Annotated in this window: 19 protein-coding genes; 3 read left to right on the top strand and 16 right to left on the bottom strand. The window is 72.4% G+C overall.

The features are described 5' to 3' along the window. Positions 1-8: 8 nt before the first annotated feature. From BIU94_RS12090 to BIU94_RS12070, 5 genes are all read right to left on the bottom strand, one after another. Positions 9-1,034, bottom strand: a complete 1,026-nt coding sequence (locus BIU94_RS12090; RefSeq protein WP_071260576.1) for an ABC transporter ATP-binding protein — start codon at positions 1,032-1,034, stop codon at positions 9-11. Continuing rightward, complete coding sequence (locus BIU94_RS12085) at positions 1,031-1,735, bottom strand: ABC transporter permease (protein ID WP_175472230.1); 705 nt, start codon at positions 1,733-1,735, stop codon at positions 1,031-1,033. The genes BIU94_RS12090 and BIU94_RS12085 overlap by 4 nt, the downstream gene beginning before the upstream one ends. Before the next feature lie 99 nt (positions 1,736-1,834). Continuing rightward, complete coding sequence (gene modA, locus BIU94_RS12080; protein ID WP_071260571.1) at positions 1,835-2,644, bottom strand: molybdate ABC transporter substrate-binding protein; 810 nt, start codon at positions 2,642-2,644, stop codon at positions 1,835-1,837. Further along, a complete protein-coding gene (locus tag BIU94_RS12075) occupies positions 2,641-3,057 on the bottom strand; it encodes a molybdopterin-binding protein (protein WP_071260568.1) in 417 nt (138 codons plus the stop codon). Before BIU94_RS12075 ends, modA begins: the two co-directional genes overlap by 4 nt. Positions 3,058-3,117: 60 nt before the next feature. Continuing rightward, a complete protein-coding gene (locus BIU94_RS12070; protein WP_071260566.1) occupies positions 3,118-4,173 on the bottom strand; it encodes a HesA/MoeB/ThiF family protein in 1,056 nt (351 codons plus the stop codon). 94 nt (positions 4,174-4,267) lie between these two features. Here BIU94_RS12070 and BIU94_RS12065 point away from each other — a divergent pair, with 94 nt between their 5' ends. Next, positions 4,268-5,920 carry a glycosyltransferase family 39 protein gene (locus tag BIU94_RS12065; protein WP_139196387.1) on the top strand — a complete coding sequence of 551 codons (1,653 nt, stop codon included), beginning with the start codon at positions 4,268-4,270 and terminating at the stop codon, positions 5,918-5,920. Between the two features lie 15 nt (positions 5,921-5,935). On the opposite strand, the gene BIU94_RS12060 is transcribed toward BIU94_RS12065, so the two are convergent. The 5 genes from BIU94_RS12060 to BIU94_RS12040 all read right to left on the bottom strand — a co-directional run bounded on the left by BIU94_RS12060 (position 5,936) and on the right by BIU94_RS12040 (position 11,475). Then, complete coding sequence (locus BIU94_RS12060) at positions 5,936-6,868, bottom strand: 4-(cytidine 5'-diphospho)-2-C-methyl-D-erythritol kinase (protein WP_071260562.1); 933 nt, start codon at positions 6,866-6,868, stop codon at positions 5,936-5,938. Between the two features lie 9 nt (positions 6,869-6,877). Further along, complete coding sequence (locus tag BIU94_RS12055; protein ID WP_254784808.1) at positions 6,878-8,188, bottom strand: O-acetylhomoserine aminocarboxypropyltransferase/cysteine synthase family protein; 1,311 nt, start codon at positions 8,186-8,188, stop codon at positions 6,878-6,880. An 8-nt stretch (positions 8,189-8,196) separates the two neighbouring features. Then, positions 8,197-9,237 (bottom strand): LLM class flavin-dependent oxidoreductase, encoded by a 1,041-nt coding sequence (locus BIU94_RS12050; RefSeq protein ID WP_071260558.1) that lies wholly within the window; start codon positions 9,235-9,237, stop codon positions 8,197-8,199. 85 nt (positions 9,238-9,322) lie between these two features. Then, positions 9,323-10,321: a RimK family alpha-L-glutamate ligase gene (locus tag BIU94_RS12045; protein WP_071260556.1), complete on the bottom strand. Its 999-nt coding sequence runs from the start codon at positions 10,319-10,321 to the stop codon at positions 9,323-9,325. Between the two features lie 311 nt (positions 10,322-10,632). After that, positions 10,633-11,475: a helix-turn-helix transcriptional regulator gene (locus BIU94_RS12040; protein ID WP_071260554.1), complete on the bottom strand. Its 843-nt coding sequence runs from the start codon at positions 11,473-11,475 to the stop codon at positions 10,633-10,635. Between the two features lie 101 nt (positions 11,476-11,576). On the opposite strand from BIU94_RS12040, the gene BIU94_RS12035 reads away from it, so the two are divergent. Further along, entirely contained in the window at positions 11,577-12,317 is a 741-nt protein-coding gene (locus BIU94_RS12035; protein WP_071261917.1) for an SDR family oxidoreductase, read from the top strand. 147 nt (positions 12,318-12,464) lie between these two features. Here BIU94_RS12035 and BIU94_RS12030 read toward each other — a convergent pair whose 3' ends face one another. The 5 genes from BIU94_RS12030 to rsmI all read right to left on the bottom strand — a co-directional run bounded on the left by BIU94_RS12030 (position 12,465) and on the right by rsmI (position 17,660). Then, complete coding sequence (locus tag BIU94_RS12030; protein ID WP_139196386.1) at positions 12,465-13,004, bottom strand: type II toxin-antitoxin system VapC family toxin; 540 nt, start codon at positions 13,002-13,004, stop codon at positions 12,465-12,467. 360 nt (positions 13,005-13,364) lie between these two features. Beyond that, positions 13,365-14,216, bottom strand: coding sequence for a 16S rRNA (adenine(1518)-N(6)/adenine(1519)-N(6))-dimethyltransferase RsmA (rsmA, locus tag BIU94_RS12025; protein WP_071260550.1), 852 nt, complete (start codon positions 14,214-14,216; stop codon positions 13,365-13,367). A gap of 2 nt (positions 14,217-14,218) precedes the next feature. Continuing rightward, positions 14,219-15,151, bottom strand: coding sequence for a TatD family hydrolase (locus BIU94_RS12020; protein ID WP_071260548.1), 933 nt, complete (start codon positions 15,149-15,151; stop codon positions 14,219-14,221). Further along, entirely contained in the window at positions 15,148-16,716 is a 1,569-nt protein-coding gene (metG, locus tag BIU94_RS12015; protein ID WP_071260546.1) for a methionine--tRNA ligase, read from the bottom strand. Before metG ends, BIU94_RS12020 begins: the two co-directional genes overlap by 4 nt. Before the next feature lie 122 nt (positions 16,717-16,838). Beyond that, on the bottom strand, positions 16,839-17,660 hold the full coding sequence (rsmI, locus tag BIU94_RS12010) for a 16S rRNA (cytidine(1402)-2'-O)-methyltransferase (RefSeq protein ID WP_071260544.1): 822 nt from the start codon (positions 17,658-17,660) through the stop codon (positions 16,839-16,841). Positions 17,661-17,726: 66 nt separating this feature from the next. Here rsmI and BIU94_RS12005 point away from each other — a divergent pair, with 66 nt between their 5' ends. Then, complete coding sequence (locus BIU94_RS12005; protein ID WP_071260542.1) at positions 17,727-19,367, top strand: dolichyl-phosphate-mannose--protein mannosyltransferase; 1,641 nt, start codon at positions 17,727-17,729, stop codon at positions 19,365-19,367. A gap of 295 nt (positions 19,368-19,662) precedes the next feature. On the opposite strand, the gene BIU94_RS12000 is transcribed toward BIU94_RS12005, so the two are convergent. Further along, positions 19,663-20,331: a TetR/AcrR family transcriptional regulator gene (locus BIU94_RS12000; RefSeq protein ID WP_071260539.1), complete on the bottom strand. Its 669-nt coding sequence runs from the start codon at positions 20,329-20,331 to the stop codon at positions 19,663-19,665. Positions 20,332-20,386 lie beyond the last annotated feature (55 nt).

Here is a 20,386-nt window from a genome sequence, read left to right as displayed (position 1 = left end):
CCATTGTCTCAACCACCCGGCGGGTACACGGTCAGTTCGGCGGCGGGCACGTCGATGCGGACCGGCTCGCCGACGCGCAGTCCGAGTGTCGAGACCCGCGCCAGGGTCAGGTCGGCGAGCAGGTCGCCGGCCCGCACCCGCACCAGGCCGTCGCGCGGTTCGAGCGCCGTCACGGTGCGCCCCGCTCCGGCGCCGTCCCGGGTCAGGACGGCGGCCGTCGGGTGGTACGCGGCCAGGGCGGGCCGGCCGGGAGGCACGGCGTGCGTCGCCGACGCCAGCTCGCCGCCGCCGTCGGGTGCGATCCCACCCACCGTGGCGGTGCCGCGCACGAGCGCGAGCCCGGAGAACGCCGCCGCGAACGCGCTCGTCGGCCGGCCGAGGACGGCGGTCGGGTCGCCCTGTTCCACGACCCGACCGTGCTCGAGCACGACGACGCGGTCGGCTAGGGCGACGACCTCGACGGGGTCGTGCGTCACGAGCACGCTCGACCGACCGGCGACCGCGGTCCGGACGGCCGACCGGACCTCGTCGCGCGCGGCGACGTCGAGGGCGGAGGTCGGTTCGTCGAGCAGCAGCACGGCCGGGTCGGTGGCGAGGGCCCGCGCGACGGCGACCCGCTGCGCCTGCCCGCCGGACAGCGTGCCCGGTGCGCGGTCGACCAGCGCCTCGGCTCCGACCGCGGCCAGGGCCCGTCGTGCCCGGTCGTCGGCGGCGGCTCGACCGGCACCGGTGGCGCGAGGTCCGAAGGCGACGTTCCGGAGCACGTCGAGGAACGGGAACAGGTCGTGCCGCTGGGCGACGAGGCCGACACGGCGGCGGTGCGGCGGCACGGTGCGGCGACCGTCGGACACCCGGGCGCCGCCGAGCTCGACGTGACCGTCGTCGATCGGCAGCAGGCCGGCCAGGGCCTCGACGACGGTCGACTTGCCCGAGCCGTTCGGCCCGATCACCGCGACGCACTCGTCCGCGCCGACCTCGAGCGTGACGTCGACGTCGCGCCGCCGGACCACCACCCGCGCCCGCACTCCGGTCACGCCGCCACCGCCCGGGTGCGGAGCGACGACGCGCCGATGACGACGACGGCGACCACGACGAGCACGATCGCCAGGGCCACGGCCGTGTCCGGGTCGACCTCGCGCTGCAGGTAGATCTCCAGGGGCAGGGTCCTCGTGACGCCCCGCAGGCTGCCGGCGAAGGTCAGGGTCGCGCCGAACTCGCCGAGCGCGCGGGCGAAGCAGAGCACCAGTCCGGACAGGATGCCGGGCAGCACCCGCGGCGTCGTGACCGTCAGGAGCACCCGGGTCGGTCCGGCGCCGAGGGTCGCGGCGACCCGCTCGTACCGGTCGCCCTCGACCCGCAGGGCACCCTCGACCGAGGACACCAGGAACGGCATCGCGACGAAGGTCTGCGCGATGACGACGGCCGTGGTGGTGAACGCGATGTGCAGCCCGTGGTCGTCGAGGAACGCCCCGAGCACCCCGAGCCGCCCGAACGCCGCCAGGAGCGCGAGCCCCCCGACCACGGGCGGCAGCACGAGGGGCAGCAGGACGACCGCACGGGCGATGCCCACCCACCGCGAGCGGGACCGCGCGAAGAGCACGGCGAGCGGGTAGCCGAGCACGAACGCGACCCCGGTGGCGGCGAACGCGGTGCCGAGGCTCAGGCCGAGCGCGGTGCGGGACGCGGGCGCCGTCACGAGCGCCGGGAACGCGGCCCAGTCGACCCGTCCGGCCATCGCGAGCACGGGCACGACGACGAACAGGCCGCCGAGCACCGCGGGCAGCGGCAACCACCACGCGACTGGCGGCCGTCCGTCAGCCCGCGAGGCCACGGCTCACGGCTTCCCGAAGCCGGCGGCGGTGAGCACCTGCTGGCCGGCCGCGGAGCGGACGTACTCGGCGAACGCCTGCGCGAGCTCCGGGTCCTCGGACTCGTGGAGCACGCCGATCGGGTACGTGTTGACGGCCTCGCTCGACTCGTCGAACGGCACGCCGTCCACCTTCCCGCCGGCGCCCTGCACGTCGGTGACGTAGACGAGTCCGGCGTCGGCCTGCCCGGACTCGACCTTGCCGAGCACGTCGGTGACGGACTGCTCCTCGCTGACGGGGTGCAGGTCGACGCCCGAGGCGGACTCCACCGTCGCCGTCGCGGCACCGCACGGCACCGGGGCGGCGCAGGTGACGACCTGCACGTCCGAGCCGGTCAGGTCGTCGAGGCTCGTGATGCCCTTCGGGTTGCCCGGGGCCACCGCGATCTCGAGCGTGTTCGTGGCGAAGTCCCGCGGCCAGCCGCTCGCCAGGTCGGTCGCGGACAGCTTCGCCATGTTCGCCTCGTCCGCGGATGCGAACACGTCGGCGGGCGCGCCGTTCTGGATCTGCGTGACGAGGTCGCTCGACCCCGCGAACGAGAACCGGACCGAAGCCCCGGGGTTCGCGAGTTCGAAGTCCTTGCCGAGCGTGGTGAACGTCTGCTGCAGCGAGGCCGCCGCGAAGACGGTGATCGACCCGGACACGTCCGGTTCGGGGTCCGACGGACCGGACTGCGACGACGAGCCGACCGGCGCGTCCGTCCCGGAGCAGGCGGTCAGTACGAGGGCGGCGACCGCGACGAGTGCGGCCACGACGGAACGACGACGAGCGGTCACCGGGGGTCCTCCTGGGCGGTGGGCGCCTCGACGGCGACCATCGTGGCCTTGACGGACGCCACGGCGACGGACCCGACCTCGAGCCCGAGGTCGCGCACCGCCTCGGCGCTCATGAGCGAGACGACGCGGTGCGGGCCGCACTGCAGCTCGACCTGCGCCATCACGGTGTCGACGACCAGGTCGGTGACGATGCCGACGAACCGGTTCCGCGCCGAGCTCCGCACACCGGTGGCCGGGTCGGCGAGCTCGGTGCTCCGGGCGCGGGCGTGCTCGGCGACCTCGCGCCCGTCGACGACCGCGCGCCCTGCGTCGTCGACCGCACGGGTGAGGGTCCCACCGTCGACGAGACGGCGGACGGTGTCGTCGCTCACCCCGAGGAAGACCGCCGCATCCTTGATCCGCAGTTGCGTCATGATGCCCCGATCCTACCCGCACGTGCGGAGGAACGGGGGGGTGATGGCGACCGCCCTGGGTCAGGGCGTGTGCTCGTGCGCCACGTGCTGCCCCTCGCGACGCCAGGCCTCGAAGCCGCCGTCGAGGACCGCCACGTGCCTCCAGGCCGGCTGCGCCGCAGCCCACGCGACCGCACGCGGACCCCGGGCGCAGTACACGACCACGTCGGTCGCCTCGGTGTCGTCGGTGACCGTACCGGCGACGACGCCCTCGGCACGCTCGGCGGCGGTGCGGACGTCGACGACGACGACCCCGTCCTGCGGGTCGGCGAGCCGCGCGGCGAGCGCGGCCGGCGCGATCCGGGACACGGACGGCTCCGTCGCCGGAGCGGGGCGACGCGACGCGGGCCCGCGCCGGACGGGGCTCTCGGTCCAGTGCCAGCGCCGGGCGTCGACGGTCAGGACCCGGCCGAGCAGCGGGTCGCCGGACCCCGTGACGAGCGCCGTGACCTGCCCCGCCATCACCGAACCGACCGCTCCGCAGAGCGCCGGGACGACGCCGTCGAGCGCGCAGGAGCCCTCGTCGGGCAGGGCGTCCGGGTGCAGGTCGTGGAAGTCCACGGCGTCCGGTCCGGCGTCGTGGAAGACGCTGACCTGGCCGTCCTGCCCGAGCACCGTGCCCCAGACGAACGGCACACCGGCGGCCGAGCAGGCGTCGGACACGGCCCGGGTGACCAGGACGGAGTCGGCGGCGTCGACCACGACGTCGTGGCCGGCGACGAGGTCGGCGGTGAACCGACCCACCACCGCGACGGCCTCGACCTCCGGGTCGACGGCACGGGCACGGGCGACGGCGACCTCGGCCTTCGGCGACCCGACGTCGGCTGCCGTGAACAGCGTCTGCCGCGCCAGGTTCGAGGCGTCCACGACGTCCGGGTCGACGACCGTGAGCCGCCCGACGCCCGCCAGGTAGGCGACCACCGGTGCGCCGAGTCCCCCGGCCCCGACCACCAGGACGCGTGAAGCGGCCAGGCGTCGGAGGCCGGTCGCGCCGACGTCGGCGAGGGCGGCCGTCCGCGACCCGAGCCGGGTGCGCCACGGCGACAGCGGGGCGGCGGGCTCGACGAGGGGGTCCATCCCGTCATTCTCGCCCGTCGGGCGCCCCGACGCATGTGAGCATCCTCGTCCGGGACTCTGCTGTTGCCCAGTGCAGGTCGGTACCGTCGCGGTCGTGAGTTCCCCCCGTACCGGCAGCATCACGGTCCGACACACGTCGTCGGCCCGGACGCTGCGCGCACGGCTGCGGGACCTCGCCCTGGCAGGACGCGACGCCGTCGTCCGCACCCCCGAGCTCACCGTCGGCGCCGTCGGTGTCGTGGTGGCCGCGGCCTTCGCCTGGGTGCCGTCCGTCTGGTACGACGAGGCCGCCACCGTCACGAGCGCGCAACGCAGCTGGCCGGCGCTCTGGGCCGAGCTGCAGAACGTCGACGCGGTGCACGGCCTGTACTACGCGCTCATGCACGTGTGGTTCACTCTCGTCGGCTACACCCCCTTCACGCTCCGCCTGCCGAGCGCCCTGGCGATCGGCGTCGCCGCCGGGCTCGTCGTCGCCCTCGGCCGTCGTCTCGGCGGTGTCCGGCTCGGCGTCGTCTCGGGGCTCGTGTTCCTCGTGCTCCCCCGCGTCGCGTGGGCCGGCACCGAGGGTCGGCCCTACGCCACGGTCACGACCCTCTCCGTGCTGCTGACCCTGGTCGGGCTGACCGCGGTGCGGCGCACCCGCTCCGGCCGGCACGCCACCCGGTGGTGGGTCGCCTACGGCGCGGTCGCCGCCGTGTCCGTGCTGTTCAACGTCTACCTCGCGCTCGCCGTCGTCGCGCACGGCGTCGTGCTCCTGTGGACCGGGATCGCCGACCGGGACGCCCGCCGCACCGCCGCGGTGACCGCGCGCACCGGTCGCGTGGCACCGGCCATGGTCGACCGACGGGTGGTCGTGCGCTGGGCCGTCGCCTCGGTCGCGGCCGCCGCCGCCGTCTCGCCCTTCGTGCTGCTCGCCGCCGGGCAGACCAAGCAGGTCGGCTGGATCACCGGCATCGGCTGGGCCACCGCGCGGCAGGTCCTGGCCACCGCCTGGTTCGGGGCGGTGTGGCCGTACGCGGCCCTCGCCTGGGTGCTCATGGCCGTCGGTGTCGTCATGGCCACACGCGCGGTGCGGGCCGCGCACCCGGACACACGCGACGTGCTCCGCATGCAGGCGGTCCGCGTCGCGGTGCCGCTGACCATCGTGCCCACCGCGCTGCTCGTCGGGGCGACCGCCGCGGGTGAGCACCTGTACACGCCGAAGTACGCGAGCCTGAGCCTGCCGTTCGTCGCGCTGCTGATCGGCCTCGCGATCACCGCGATCCGCCCCCGTCGCTGGCTCGCGCTCGCGGTCGTCGCGATGGTGCTCGTGTCCGTGCCGACGAGCACGAAGGTCCGTCTGCCGCACGCCAAGCAGGACTCGCACTGGGCGACCGCCGCCGCCATCGTCGACCGGGAGCGCAACTGGGGCACCGACGGCGACGTCGGCATCATCCACGGCAGCGTCTGGGGCCACCCGACGACGACCACGCAGGCCATCTCCGACACCTACCCCGACGCGTTCCGGGGCATGCGCGACCTCGCCGTGACGCAGACCGGCGCCGAGCGCGGACAGCTCTGGAACGTCAACGGCGACATCGCGACGACCGTCCCGGCGCGGCTCGACGACGTCGACGAGGTCTTCTTCGTCGGCGGCAAGTCACGCAACATCCGACCGCAGGTGACCGAGACGCTCGAGGGTCAGGGCTTCCACGTCGTGCGCTGGTGGCACACCGGCACGGTCATCATCTGGAAGTACAGCCGCTGACGCTGCTGCCGGTCGTCAGTGCACGACGCGGGCGCCGTGCACCGGGCCCGTGGCACGCAGGGCGACGAGCCCGGCCGCGCTGAGCTCGACCTGCAGCTCGAGGGCGGCGTCGCGGTCGCCGACCAGGAACGCCACGGTCGGTCCGCTGCCCGACACCAGACCCGCCAGCGCGCCGGACCGCTCACCGAGCTCGAGCGTCGCCGCGAGCCGGGGCTGCAGCCGCATGGCCGGGGCCTGCAGGTCGTTGTGCACGCAGTCGGCGAGCAGGTCGGGGTCGCCGGCGCGCAGGGCCTGCAGCACGTTCGCCTCGACCACGGGGTGCGACGGCGCCGGGGAGATGTCCGCGCGGTACCGCTCGCGGTGCTCGTCGAGCGCACGGTAGACGGCCGGGGTGCTCAGGCCGTCGTCGCTCAGGGCGAGGACCCACTGGAACTCCCCCTTGGCCAGCGCCGGGCTCAGCTCGTCACCGCGACCGGTGCCGACGGCGGTGCCCCCGGCGAAGGCGAACGGCACGTCGGCGCCGAGCTGGGCCGCCAGGCGGAGCAGCTCCTCGCGCCCGAGCCCGGTGCCCCAGAGCGTGTCGACGGCGAGCAGGGTCGCCGCGGCGTCCGCCGAGCCACCGCCCATGCCGCCGGCGACCGGCACCTGCTTGTCGATCGTGAGCCGGACGCCGCCGCGGTGACCGGCCGCATCGGCCACGAGCCGGGCCGCGCGGATCGCCAGGTTCGACTCGTCGACCGGCACGGTGCTCGTGTCGATCGGGCCGGTGAAGGTGACCGAGAAGTCGTCGGCGGGCTCGGCGGTGACGTCCTCGTACAGGGACACCGCCTGGTACGCGGTCGCGACGTCGTGGTAGCCGTCGTCCTGCAGCGCACCGACGGACAGGAACACGTTGATCTTGCCGGGGGCGCGCGTCCGCACGCGGGTCGGGGCGGCCAACGTGGTCATGCCCCCAACCTATCCCGCTGCGGCTGCCGTGAAGCCCCGGGCCAGGTCGGCGGTGATGTCGTCGATGTGCTCGAGGCCGATCGACAGGCGGATGAGCCCGTCCCCCACCCCGGCTGCGGCCCGCTCCGCCGACGTCATCTGCACGTGCGTCGTCGACGCCGGGTGCACGACGAGCGACCGCACGTCACCGAGGTTCGACACGTGGTCGAAGAGCTCGAGCGCCGCCACGAACCGTCGGCCCGCGGCGACCCCACCGGCCAGGTCGAACGCCAGGACCGCCGACGGCCCCTCCGGCACGTACCGCTGCTGCAGGTGGTGCCACGGCGAGTCCGGCAGTCCGGCGTAGTGCACGTGTTCGACCTGGTCGTGCGCGTCGAGCCAGGACGCCACCGTGGCGGCGTTCGACACGTGCCGGTCCATGCGGAGCGACAGCGTCTGGATGCCCTGCAGCACCAGGAACGCGTTGAACGGTGCGATCGCGGGCCCGAGGTCGGCGGAGAGCTTCGAGCGGGTGCGCTGGATGAACGCTCGTCGCCCGAACTTCTCGGCGAAGTTCGTGTTCGCGAACCCGGACTGCTCGGTCGTGGCCAGCTGCGGGTAGGCGGCGGCGTGCGCCGCCCAGTCGAAGTTCCCGCTGTCGACGATGAGCCCGGCGATGGCGCTGCCGTGTCCGGCCAGGTACTTCGTCGCGGAGTGCACGACGATGTCGGCGCCGTGCTCGATCGGCCGCACCAGGTAGGGCGTCGCGATGGTGTTGTCGACGATGAGCGGCACACCGGCCTCGTGCGCGACGCCGGCCACCCCGGCGAAGTCCAGGACGTCCCCGCGGGGGTTCGGGATGGACTCGCCGAAGAACGCCTTCGTCTCCGGACGCACCGCCGACGCCCACTCGGACAGGTCGGTCGGGTCCTGCACGAACGTGAAGGTGATGCCGAGGTCCCGCAGGGTCGACGCGAACAGCGTGTAGGTCGCGCCGTACAGCGAGGCGCTCGACACCACGTGGTCCCCGGCCCGTGCGACACCGAGCACGGCCAGCGACGTCGCCGCCTGCCCGGACGCCAGCGCCAACGCACCGATCCCGCCCTCGAGGTCGGCGATCCGACGCTCGAGCGCTGCCGCCGACGGGTTGTTCACCCGCGTGTAGGTGTGGCCGGGGGCGTCGAGCATGAAGCGCGCGGCGGCGTCCTCACCCGACGGGTAGACGTACGCGGCGCTCTGCGCGATCGGCGGCACGTTCGCGCCCCAGCCCGGGTCGGCCTTGAAGCCGGCGCGGATCTGGCGGGTCTCGAACGCCCAGCCGTCCTCGGCGTTGGTCTCCACGGCACCCATCAGGACTGCGCCCCGACCGACTGCCGCACGAGCGGGATGACCTGCTCGCCGAACCGGTCCATCTCCTCGAGCTGCGGCGAGAACTGCAGCAGCAGCGTGTCGACCCCGACGTCCTCGAACTCCCGGATGCGGGCCGCCACCTGCGACGGCGTCCCGACGAACCCGGGGCGCAGACCGCGGTTCGACACCGAGTAGTCCTCGAGCGAGGGGACGTGCTCGAGCTGCGACTTCGAGATGAAGTCCTGGTACGACTCGTACGCAGTGCCGTGCTGCACGTCGGTGATCCGCGCGAGCTCGGCCTGCGCCTCCTCCTCGGTCTCGCGGACGATGACGTAGGCGGCCATGCCGAACGCCTCGAACGGCGGCAGTCCGGCGTCGACCCGGCGCTGTTTCATCTCGGCGATCTTCGTCCGGAGCTCCTCGACCGTGCCGCCGTGGGTGACGTAGGCGTCGGCGTACCCGGTGATCGCGGCCTTGCCGGCCTCGCTCTCGCCACCGGCGTAGATGCGCGGCGTCACCCGGGGCTTCGGCTCGAGGTGGGCGTTCTCGATGTCGTAGTACTCGCCCGAGAACGAGTACGGGGTCTCCCGCCACAGGCCCTTCATGACCTCGACGAACTCCGCGGTGCGCTTGTACCGGTCGTCGTGCTCCGAGAAGATCCCGCCGTACTGCTTCGCCTCTTCCGCCCACCACGCGCTGACGACGTTGAAGGTGAACCGGCCGCACGAGATGTCGTCGATCGTCGCCGCCTGCTTCGCCGTCACCGCGGGCAGGTGGTACCCGGGACGCATCGCCGCCATGATCTCGAGGCGCTCGGTCGTCGCCGCGATCGCCGCCGCGAGCGACCATGCTTCGAGCGAGGGCGCCGCCGTGCCCTTGATGTCGTTGAGGTTGAGCTCCGGCACGAGCGTCAGGTCGAAGCCGATCCGCTCGGCGCGCTGCGCCAGGCGCTTCACGTAGTCGAAGGTGACCGGCATGTTCTCGTTGTCGACGTTGCGCAGCCAGCCGCCGAAGAGCGGGGTCCAGTATCCGAATCGCACGATGGTTCCTTGGGGGTGTGGGAAGGCGGACTGGAGGCCCGTGGCGGGCCCGCCACGGGCCTCCAGTCCGGTGGGTCTTGCGTTCTCAGGCCGTGAGCTGCGCCGCGTACTGCGTCGCCAGCAGGCCACCGAGGTACCGCGCGATGGAGCGCGGGCCGGAGGCCGGCGCGGATTCCTCGACCGCGGGGTTGTAGTTCGTGTTCGTGTTGATGTCGTAGACCACGGTGCGGCCGTCCGTCGTCTCCATGAACTCGACGCCCGCGATCGTGATGCGCTGGTCGGCGAGGAACGTGCGGAGCTGCTGGACCAGCGGGTGCTCGGCGGTGACCTCCGTGCGGACGCTGAACGCCGGGGGCGCCCCCGCGGTCTCGGTGCCGGGCACGTCGCATACGGCCCCGGCGATGACCTGGGGCACCTCGCACGCGTCGGCGGGGCAGAGCTCGAAGCTGCCGGCGCTCGTGTCGACGCGGACGGCGTAGACGAACTCGCCGCCGACGAACTCGACGCGGGTGATGAAGGGCTCGCGGGCCGTCAGGTACTCCTGCAGCAGGGTGATGCCGTCGACCGGGGCCTCGAACTCGGGGCTGTCGACGTAGGCGTCGAACTCGGCGAGCGAGTCGAACCGCCGCACGCCCAGGCCCTTGCCGCCCTGGTTGTGCTTCGTGATGAAGGGGACGTCCTGCCCGTCGGTGAAGGTGCGGGCGGCGTCCTTGAGCGTCGTCGTGCCGAACACGGCGGTGGTGCGGGGCACGTCGAACCCGGCCTGCTGCAGGAGCCCGTGCTGGGCGACCTTCGACACCTCGAGCTCGAGCACGTGGCTGCCGCCGACGACCTGGCGGCCGGCACGCTCGAGCCAGCCGAGGACCGCCCGGGTGTACTCCTTGCTGTGCTCGTGGCCGCGGGTGTGCGAGCTCGCCGACATGCGGGACCAGTAGACGCCCGGCTCCGGATCGGCCGCGAGGTCGATCTGGCCCTCGGTCAGCAGGACCTCCTGCACCGGCACGCCCTCGGCCTCGAAGGCCGCGGCGAGCGGAGGGAACCACTCGGGGTTCTCGTGGATGACGTACACGCGCGGAGTGCTCACGGCCCCACCCTAGGCACGGTCACCCGCACGCTGCCAGGTGTGTGACGCGGCGTTGCGGTGCGGGGTGCAGTGGTGCTGGTCGTGGGTGGCGCGGTGGTGCTGCTCGTGCTGGCGCTGGTGCTGGTGCTGGTGCTGTTGCTCCTGCTGGTGCTGTTCGCGAAAGCGACAGTCTGCCGCCGACTGTTCGCGGCAGACTGTCGCTTCCGCAGCACGGACGGCGCAGCTTCCGGCAGGCCTGTCGCTCTGCCGGTGCAGTGGGGCCGTGGGGGCCGTCGGGGCCGTCGGTACGGCCGAGCACCTTGGACGCGCCGTCAGCCGGCGAAGGTCTGCTGTCCGACGACACCGAGGAGCTCGAGCTTCTGCGCGTCCTCGGTGCCGGGCGGCGCGGTGAACAGCAGGAGCGCCTGAGCCTGGTCGTCGGTGTGCAACACCTGGCAGTCGACGGTGATCCGACCGAGTTCGGGCTGCACGATCGTCTTGTTGTCCGACCAGCGCGTGGCCACCTCGTGCATGGCCCAGATCTCCTGGAACTCGGGACTGCGGGCCTGCAACTCCGCGATGAGCTCCGTCGCCCGACGGTCGCCCGGCCCCGCGAGCCCGACCGAGGCCCGCAACGAGGCGACCACCACCCGTCCGAGCCGCTCGTGCTGCTCCGGAGCGTACTTCGCACGCTCCCCGCCGGACACGAACCACCGCCACGCCTGGTACCGCTCGTTGCCCAGTAGCCCGACCGAGGTGCCGAGGAGCGCCGCCGCGAGCCGGTTCTCCACCAGGGTCTCGCCGAGGTGGCTCACGACGATCGCCGGGGTGTCCTCGAGCCGGTCGAGCACCCGCAGGATCGCCGGGTCGACGTGGTCGGCACGGCGCATCCGGGTCGGTGCGTTCTGCCCCGCCAGGTGGAACAGGTGGTCGCGCTCGTCCAGGCTGCAGCGCAGCGCCCGTGCGATCGCCGCGATCATCTGCTCGGAGGGCTGCGGACCGCGCTGCTGCTCGAGGCGCGTGTAGTAGTCGACGGACATGCCGGCGAGCGCGGCGACCTCCTCGCGGCGGAGCCCCGGCGTCCGACGGCGCGGCCCTTGCCCGAGGCCGACGTCCTCCGGGCGCAGCAGCTCGCGGCGACGGCGGAGGAAGTCTGCGAGCGCGGCACGGTCCATGCCTCGATCATGGTCCGGCACCGCGTGCCGTGCCAGGGATCGCGGATCCCCCGATGACCCCGCTCTGGATGGCGCAGCGACCGCGGAGCATCGTGGTCGTCATGGACACCACGAACTCCACCGTCTTCATCCCCGGCGCGACCTCGGGCATCGGCCTCGCCCTCGCCCAGCGACTGCAGGCCGACGGCAGCACCGTCGTCATCGGCGGTCGCCGACAGGAACTCCTCGACTCCCTCGCCGCCGAGCACGGCTTCGGCACCGTGCAGATCGACGTCGCCGACGCGTCGTCGATCGAGGCCGCTGCCGCTGCGGTGCTCGCGGACCACCCGTCGTTGGACGCGCTCGTCACCATGTCGGGGATCATGCGCAACGAGGACCTGCGCTCCCCCGACCACATCGGCGACGCGCTCGAGACGATCCAGACCAACCTGGTCGGGACCATCCGCCTCATCGACGCCTTCCTGCCGCACCTGCTCGAGCAGCCGACCGCCACCGTCATGACCGTCTCGTCGGGCCTGGCGTTCGTGCCGCTCACCGCGACCCCGACCTACAGCGCCACGAAGGCCGCCGTGCACTCCTACACGCAGACGCTCCGCCAGCAGCTCGTCGGGTCGTCGGTCGAGGTGCTCGAGCTCGCACCGCCCGCCGTCCGGACCGACCTGATGGGCGGCGCGGACTTCGGGGGCATGCCGCTCGACGAGTTCGCGGACGAGGTGATGGCGATCCTGCGCGCGGGCGACGCGACCGAGGTCCTCGTGCAGAACGTGCAGCCGCTGCGCTTCGCCGAGCGCAACGGGAACCACCAGCAGATCCTCGAGATGATGGCGTCCCGCGAGCACTGACTTGGGTTCCCGGGGCGGCGCTCGCGTCGCGTGCGTCGCCCCGCACAACCGGAGTGCACCGGCGCCGCGCACCGACGCGGTTCGATCGCACTGTGGTCGTGCAGGGCCCGGCCGGTCCGCGTCGATGGCGGTGCGGCTGTCGGAGAGTCACGAGCCGCGACCGATGCGCAGCTGTCGCGCGTGCTGTGCTCCCGCAGCGTCGATCATGAGCGGGAGGCGCGCCTTGTCCACCACAGCGAACGAGGGGTCGACGGTCACGAAGCCGTCGACCTCCCAGTGTTCGGCCGTGGCGACGTGCACGGCACCCGCAGCGGTCAGACCGAACGCTTCCATGAGGTCCGGGACATCATCGGCGACCGCATCGACACTGGCCCAGTGCATCTGGGTCGAACTCAGCAGGTCCCGCCAGGCCGTGCCGTGCTGATGTGTCGCCTGCGGTCCCTCGCGTTGCGCTGATTCGAAGATCTCGAACTCGGCGAACCCGCTGTACACGATGCTCGTGTCGGCCAGGTCGAGATGGTCCCAGAACGCCGCGGCTCGGGCATGTTGTGGCTCCGCGCGGTGGAGAACGCACTCGATGAAACTCGTCTCCACGAGGACTGCAGCGGGTCGCCCAGAGCATCGGTCGAACTCCAAGACCCGGTGCTCGTCGAAGTCATCGGGTCCGAGAGACGCGAACACGGTCAAGACACCCAGTGCAACCGCTCGATCGGTACGACCCGGCAGTCCGGATCGATCGCTTCCATCGCACGCCGCCGACGCTCGCGGCGCTCTTCGAACGTTCCTTCAGGCCGTGGCGTCCGTGCGAAGAGCGCCTGGCGCTCGGCTGCTGTGGTCGCGCTCGACGAACGCACTCCGTCGGGTTCCGCTCGCCGGAGCGCGCGGAGACGACCTTCGACGATCTGTTCCTCGGTCAGGGCACTTCGAGAGGGGCGAGGCGAGTCAGTGGGCCGCATGATGTCTCCTTCGTTGATGCGCTCAACGGTAAGGAGGTCGAACGGCCGCGCCCAAACATTTCGTATGTCGCCGGACTGGAAGAGGGACGGACTACTCCGCCGCCTTGAGGACCGTCCGTCCGAGCCGCACGAAGTCGTCCACCCCGATCGCCTCGCCCCTGGCGGTCGGGTCGATGCCCGCGGCCGTCAGGACCTCGGAGGCGGGACCGCTGCCGCCGAGCACGCCGGACAGGCTCTGCCGCAGCATCTTGCGCCGCTGCTGGAACGCGGCGTCGACCAGGGCGAACACCTGCGACCGCAGGTGCTCATCCCCCGGGGGCTCGTGCCGGTCGAACGCCACCAGCACGCTGTCGACGTTCGGCACCGGCCAGAAGACCTGGCGGCTGACCAGTCCCGCGGTGCTCCACGCGCCGTACCAGGCGGCCTTGACGCTCGGTGACCCGTAGACCTTGCTGCCGGGTCCGGCCGCGAGGCGGTACCCGACCTCGGCCTGCACCATCACGAGGGAGCGCTCGATCGACGGGAAGGTCGCGAGCAGGTGCAGCAGCACCGGGACCGAGATGTTGTAGGGCAGGTTCGCGACCAGGTGCGTCGGCTCGACGTCGAGGTCCGACGCGGCGACGGTCATGGCATCCTGCTGCACGACGGTCAGCGTGGCGTCGGGCTGCATGGCGGCGACGGTCGCGGGGAGCTTGGCGGCCAGGCGCTTGTCGATCTCGACGGCGGTGACGGGTGCGCCGGTCTCGGTGAGTCCGAGGGTGAGCGACCCGAGCCCCGGCCCGATCTCGAGCACCCGGGCCGACGGCGTCACGCCGGCCACGGACACGATGCGTCGGACGGTGTTGGCGTCGTGCACGAAGTTCTGGCCGAGCTTCTTCGTCGGGGTGACGTCGAGTTCGGCCGCGAGGTCCCGGATCTCCGCCGGGCCGAGCAGTGCGCCCACGGCTACTCGTCCACCGTGACGGGCTCGGCGTCCCACGCGCCGTACACGAGCTCGGTGTTCGACGCGATCTGCGCCGCGAGCATCGAGGCGTCGGTGCCGAGGGTCTCCGCCATCGACCGCAGGGTGAGCGGGATGAGGTACGGCGCGTTCGGCCGTCCGCGGTACGGGGTGGGTGTCAGGAACGGGGCGTCCGTCTCGATCATGACCAGGTGGCGCGGTGCGACCAGCAGGGCCTCGCGCAGCGGCGCCGCGTTCTTGAACGTGACGGTGCCGGCGAAGGACATGTACCAGCCGCGCTCGGCGCAGAGCCGGGCGAGGTCGGGTCCGCCGGAGAAGCAGTGGAAGACGGTGCGCTCGGGCGCGCCCACCCGGTCGAGGACCTCGACCACGGCGTCGTGCGCATCGCGGTCGTGGATGGTTAGCGCGAGGTCGTGCTCCTTCGCGATGCGGATGTGCTCCTCGAACGAGCGGACCTGGGCATCGCGGCCGTCCTCGCCGGTGCGGAAGAAGTCGAGGCCGGTCTCACCGATCGCCCGCACCCGCGGCAGCGCGGCGAGCCGTTCGATCCCGGCGAGGTGCTCGTCGAGCAGCCCCTGCTCCTGCAGCACGGGCGCCTCGTTCGGGTGCAGCGCCACGGCGGCGAGGACCCGGGGCTCACGGGCGGCGATCGACGCGGACCACTCCGAGGTGGCGAGGTCGGTGCCGACCTGCACGACACCGCGGACGCCGACGCTCGACGCGCGGTCGAGGTGCTCGCGGTAGTCGAGCGGACCGTCGCCGCCGTCACCGACGCCGTCGGCGATCTCCATGTGGGTGTGGTTGTCGTAGACCGGCACGACGAGCGCCTGCGGCAGCGGCGGGTACGTCAGGTCGCGCTTCGAGCCACCGGACGACCCGTCCCCGCGGGACCGGACGTGCGACTCGGCGTCGGTCACGGGGAGACCTGCTCGATGCGCGGGAACAGCCCGCTCTCGAGCGGCACCACGTGCGAGGCGCCCTGCCACTCGTACGCACGGTCGACGCGCTGCTCGGCGACGGACCCGCCCGCGCCGATCGCGGCCCAGAGCTTCTCGGTGGCCTTCGGCATCACCGGGGACAGCAGGACGGTCACGGTGCCGAGGCCGCGGAGCGCGGTCGTCAGGACGGTGTCGAGGCGCTCGCGGTTCGCGTCGTCCTTCGCGAGGGCCCACGGCGCCTGCTCGGTGATGTACCCGTTCAGGGCGTCGACGAGCTCCCACACGGCGGCGATCGCCTCGTGCGGGGCGAAGGCGGCGATCGCGGCGTCGGCACGCTCGGTGACCGACACGGCCAGGCTGTCGATCGCCTGGTCGGACCCGGTCAGGTCGCCGCGGGCCGGGACCTCGCCGTCGCGGTACTTCTGCAGCATCGCGACGAGTCGGGACGCCAGGTTGCCGTAGCCGTTGGCGAGCTCTGCCTGGTAGCGGGCGGAGATGTCCTCCCAGCTGAAGTTGCCGTCCTGCCCGAAGGTGATGGCGCGCAGGAAGTAGTAGCGGAACGCGTCGGAGCCGAACGTGTCGGTGATCTCCGACGGCGCGATGCCGGTGAGCTTCGACTTCGACATCTTCTCGCCGCCGACGAGCAGCCAGCCGTGGCCGAACACGCGTTCCGGCACCGGCAGACCGGCGGCCATGAGCATCGCCGGCCAGATGACGGCGTGGAAGCGGGCGATGTCCTTGCCCACGATGTGCACGCTCGGCCAGAGGCAACGGAAGGCCTCGTCGTCGTCGGTGCCGTAGCCGAGCGCCGTGACGTAGTTGAGCAGGGCGTCGAACCAGACGTACAGCACGTGGTCGCTGTCCCACGGGATCTGGATGCCCCAGTCGAAGCTCGACCGCGAGATCGACAGGTCGCGCAGCCCCTGCTTGACGAACGAGACGATCTCGTTGCGGACGCTCTCGGGCTGGATGAACAGCGGGTTCGACTCGTACAGGTCGAGCAGGCGCTGCTCGAAGTCGGACATCCGGAAGAAGTAGTTGCGCTCGGACAGCACCTCGACCGGGATCGAGTGGATCGCGCAGACCTGCTGGCCCTCGTACGCCCCGGTGCCGGCGACGAGGTCGCCCGGCTGCTTGTACTCCTCGCAGCCCACGCAGTAGAAGCCCTCGAACTCGCCGGCGTAGATGAAGCCGTCGTCGTACAGCTTCTGCAGGAACGCCGTCACCCCGCGCTCGTGACGCTCGTCGGTGGTGCGGATGAAGTCGTCGTTCGCGACGTCGACCGTGTCGAGCAGGGGCTTCCAGGCGTCGTTGACCAGGCGGTCGGCCCACTCCTTCGGCGTGACGTCGTTCGCCGAGGCGGTGCGCAGGATCTTCTGCCCGTGCTCGTCGGTGCCGGTGAGCAGCCAGGTGTCGTCACCGCGCTGCCGGTGCCAGCGTGCGAGGACGTCCGCGGCGACCTCGGTGTACGCGTGCCCGATGTGGGGCACGTCGTTCACGTAGAAGATCGGCGTGGTGATGCTGAACGAGGACCCGTCGGACATGCCGACCATCCTACGGGCGCGCACGAGCCGCATGACGCGCCCCGCGCCCGGCCTGTGGAGAACCGGACGGGAGGCCCGTGTCGGGCCCGACCCGCGCCTCCCGTCCGGGACGACCCGGCCGTCTACCGCGCCGCGAGCGCACCTTCGTACAGGTCGCGTTTCGACAGCCCGGTCGCGTCCGCGACCGCCGCCGCGGCCTCCTTCATGCGCATGCCGGCGGCCACCCGCTCGAGCACGAGCCGCACGCCGTCGTCGAGCGTCGCTTCTTCCGTCGCCTCGGCCGCTCCGGCGACGACGATGCAGATCTCGCCCTTGACCCCGTCGGACGCCCATGCGGTGAGCTCGTCGAGCGAGCCGCGACGGACCTCCTCGTAGAGCTTCGTGAGCTCACGGCAGACCGCGGCGCGGCGGTCGCCGCCGAACCCGACGGCCATGTCGGCCAGCGTCTCCGCCAGCCGGTGCGGCGACTCGAAGAACACCATCGTCCGCTGCTCCCCCGCGAGCGCCTGGAACGCCCGGCGACGCTCCCCGGCCTTGCGGGTCGGGAACCCCTCGAACGTGAACCGGTCGGTGGGCAGTCCGGACACGGCGAGCGCCATGAGCACGGCCGACGGCCCGGGCAGCGCCGTGACGGTGACCCCGGCCGCTGCCGCCGCCTCGACGAGCGGGAAGCCGGGGTCGCTGATCGCGGGCATGCCGGCGTCGGTGAGGACCACGACGTCCTCGTCACGCGCGAGCTCGACGACCTCGGACGCCTTCGCCCGCTCGTTGTGCTCGTGCAGGGCGATGAGCCGCGGACGGTTCTCGATGCCGAGGGCACGCATGAGGTGGATGGCGGTCCTCGTGTCCTCCGCCGCGACGACCGTGGCGTTGGAGAGGGCCTCGACGAGACGGCGCGAGGCGTCCCCGAGGTTGCCGATGGGCGTTGCTGCGAGGACGATCACCCACCCATTGTGGGTGCACCGCCGTCCGAGCGGGGACACGCGGTGGCTCCGTAAGATGCTCTTTCGATGACCAGCGAGCTGACCGACGACCGCACGGCCGTGCCCGACGGGCCGGTCGGGCCGGTCGGCTCGCGCCTCGACGACTGGTGGGGTCGGGTGCTGTCCACCACGCAGCGCGTCGCCCTGTGGCGCTGGGCCGGGCCGCTCGCGGTGACGCTGCTCGCCGCCGTCCTGCGGCTGGTGAACCTCGGCAACCCGCACGCGCTGGTGTTCGACGAGACGTACTACGTCAAGGACGGCTGGTCGGTCGTGCACCTCGGCTACGAGGGCACCTGGCCGGCGAACCCGAGCGGTGACGACGCCCCGACGACCGACGACCGGTTCGTCCGGGGCGAGACGGACATCTTCACGAGCGCCGCCGAGTTCATCGCGCACCCGCCGCTCGGCAAGTACCTCATCGGCCTCGGCATGCTGCTCTTCGGCCCCGACAACGCCTTCGGGTGGCGCTTCGCCGTCGCCGTGCTCGGCATCGCGACGGTGTTCCTCACGGCGGTGATCGCGCGGTCGCTGTTCCGCTCGACCCTGGTCGGCACGCTCGCCGGCGGCCTGCTCGCGCTCGACGGCCAGGCGATCGTGATGTCCCGGGTCACGCTGCTCGACGGCATCGTGACGTTCTTCGTCGTGCTCGGCTTCGGTGCGCTGCTCCTCGACCGCCGACGCAGCCAGCGGCAACTCGACGCGTGGGTCGCCCGCCGGGCCGCCGCCGGTCGTGACACCCTGTGGGGTCCGGTGCTCTGGTGGCGCCCGTGGCTGTTCGCGATGGGGCTCGCGCTCGGGCTGGCCTCGGCCACGAAGTGGTCCGGTCTGTACTTCCTGGCGTTCTTCGCCGTGTACTCCGTGCTGAGCGACATGATGGCCCGCCGTCGTGCCGGGGTGGCGTTCTGGTCGTCCAGCGCGCTGCTGCAGCAGGCACCGGTGTCGTTCCTGCTCACGGTCCCGGTCGCCGCGGTGACGTACCTGGCGTCGTGGACCGGCTGGTTCGTGTCGAAGGACGGCTGGGACCGCAACTGGATCGCCGGCGGCGGCGAACGGTGGACCGGCGTGCTCGCCTGGGTGCCGGACAGCCTGCAGAACTGGTGGCACTACCAGACCGAGATCTACGGCTTCAACATCGGCCTGCACACCCCGCACTCGTACCAGGCGAACCCGCTGCTCTGGCTCGTCATGCAGCGCCCCACGTCGATGTACTACCTCGGCACGAGCGCCGGCCAGGACGGCTGCGTCGTCGACCGGTGCGGGGCGGCGATCACCGGCATCGCGAACCCGTTCATCTGGTACGCGTCGGTCGTGGCGACGGTGGCCCTGCTCGTGCTCTGGGTCCTGCGCCGCCGCTGGGAGTACGGCTTCGTCCTGCTCGGGGTCGCAGCCGGCTACCTGCCGTGGCTCGCGTACGCGAACCGGACGGTCTTCCAGTTCTACACGATCGCCTTCGAGCCCTTCATGGTGATGGCGCTCGCCGCCGCGATCGCGCTGGTGCTCGGTTCGCGGGACGATCCACGACGCCGACGCACCCGGGCGGTCGTGTGGGTGGGCGTGTACCTGGGCGTCGTCGTGCTGGCATCGGTCTACTGGTACCCGATGTGGACGGCGATGCAGGTGCCGTGGGACTTCGTCCGGTCGCACTACTGGGTGCCGAGCTGGCTGTAGCGCGCGGGTCCTGACCGGCGCACCGGTCGCGCACCGGCCGTCGGACCGTCGGACGGGAGGCGCGGGTCGGCGCCGGCACGTGCCTCCCGTCCGTCCGGCCATCCGTCCGTCCGCCTGCCGGTCCGTCCGCCTGCCCGTTCGTTCGTCCGTTCGTCCGTTCGTCCGTCCGTCCGTCCGTTCGTCCGTTCGTCCGTTCGGGCAGGAGGGCAGGAGGGCACGAGGGCACGAGGGCCGTGCTCGCGCCGCGATGCGCGCTCGCGCGTCTGCGCGTTCGCGTCCCGGTCGCGCCGTCGCGTCAGGGCTGGGCGTGCAGGGCGCGCTCGATCGACTCGCGGTCGAGGGGCGCACCGAGCATCGGCTCGGCAGCACCGGTGCCGCCGCGGGGCAGCACGCCCTCGATGATGACCTCGGCGTACCGTCGCCAGGCGTTCGGGTCGTGGGCGCGGGTCGCGTCGGCGACGGAGCCGACCATCGTCGTGAGCATCGGCAGGTCGCGGTAGTCGAAGCCGGCACGGACGACACCCGCGGTCTCGGCGCGGCCGATGATCGTCGCCACCTGACGCTCGAGCCGGTCGCGCTCGAGCACGATCGACGGACGGGCCTTGCCGGCGCGGACGATGGCGTCAGCGAGGGCGCGGTCCCGCGCACGGAACTCGAACACGCCCATCAGGTACACGCGGAGTGCCTCGCGCGGGTCCGTGACATCGGCGGCGCGTGCGGCGGCCTCGTTCATGGCCTCGAACTTGGTGGCGAGCAGCGCCTCGATCAGGGAGTCCTTGTCGGCGAACCGGCGGTAGACCGTCCCGACGCCGACGCCGGCCTCGTGCGCGATGTCGTTCAGCGTGACCGAGAGCCCGCGCTCGGCGAAGCACTTCCGCGCAGTCTGCAGGATGAGCTCGCGGTTGCGCGCGGCGTCGGCGCGCAGCGGTCGCTCGAGGTCGGACGCGGACTCGGTGGTGCTCACGAGGACGAACCTAGTTGAACTATCTGGGAACAAGTGGATGCGGTTCCTCCGTTTC

Origin of the sequence: Curtobacterium sp. MMLR14_006, from assembly GCF_001864985.1 — a bacterium.
In the GTDB taxonomy this organism is placed as follows: domain Bacteria; phylum Actinomycetota; class Actinomycetes; order Actinomycetales; family Microbacteriaceae; genus Curtobacterium.
Note: the sequence above shows the minus strand (reverse complement) of the source record. Positions and strands in the feature narration are given on the sequence as shown.

What these genes read in the sequence shown, in the direction of transcription:
- BIU94_RS12085 (WP_175472230.1), bottom strand. Translation starts at nt 1,735, where the DNA reads ATGGCCGGACGGGTCGACTGGGCCGCGTTCCCGGCGCTCGTGACGGCG.
- BIU94_RS12075 (WP_071260568.1), bottom strand. Translation starts at nt 3,057, where the DNA reads ATGACGCAACTGCGGATCAAGGATGCGGCGGTCTTCCTCGGGGTGAGC.
- BIU94_RS12070 (WP_071260566.1), bottom strand. Translation starts at nt 4,173, where the DNA reads ATGGACCCCCTCGTCGAGCCCGCCGCCCCGCTGTCGCCGTGGCGCACC.
- BIU94_RS12060 (WP_071260562.1), bottom strand. Translation starts at nt 6,868, where the DNA reads ATGACCACGTTGGCCGCCCCGACCCGCGTGCGGACGCGCGCCCCCGGC.
- BIU94_RS12040 (WP_071260554.1), bottom strand. Translation starts at nt 11,475, where the DNA reads ATGGACCGTGCCGCGCTCGCAGACTTCCTCCGCCGTCGCCGCGAGCTG.
- BIU94_RS12035 (WP_071261917.1), top strand. Translation starts at nt 11,577, where the DNA reads ATGGACACCACGAACTCCACCGTCTTCATCCCCGGCGCGACCTCGGGC.
- metG (WP_071260546.1), bottom strand. Translation starts at nt 16,716, where the DNA reads ATGTCCGACGGGTCCTCGTTCAGCATCACCACGCCGATCTTCTACGTG.
- BIU94_RS12005 (WP_071260542.1), top strand. Translation starts at nt 17,727, where the DNA reads ATGACCAGCGAGCTGACCGACGACCGCACGGCCGTGCCCGACGGGCCG.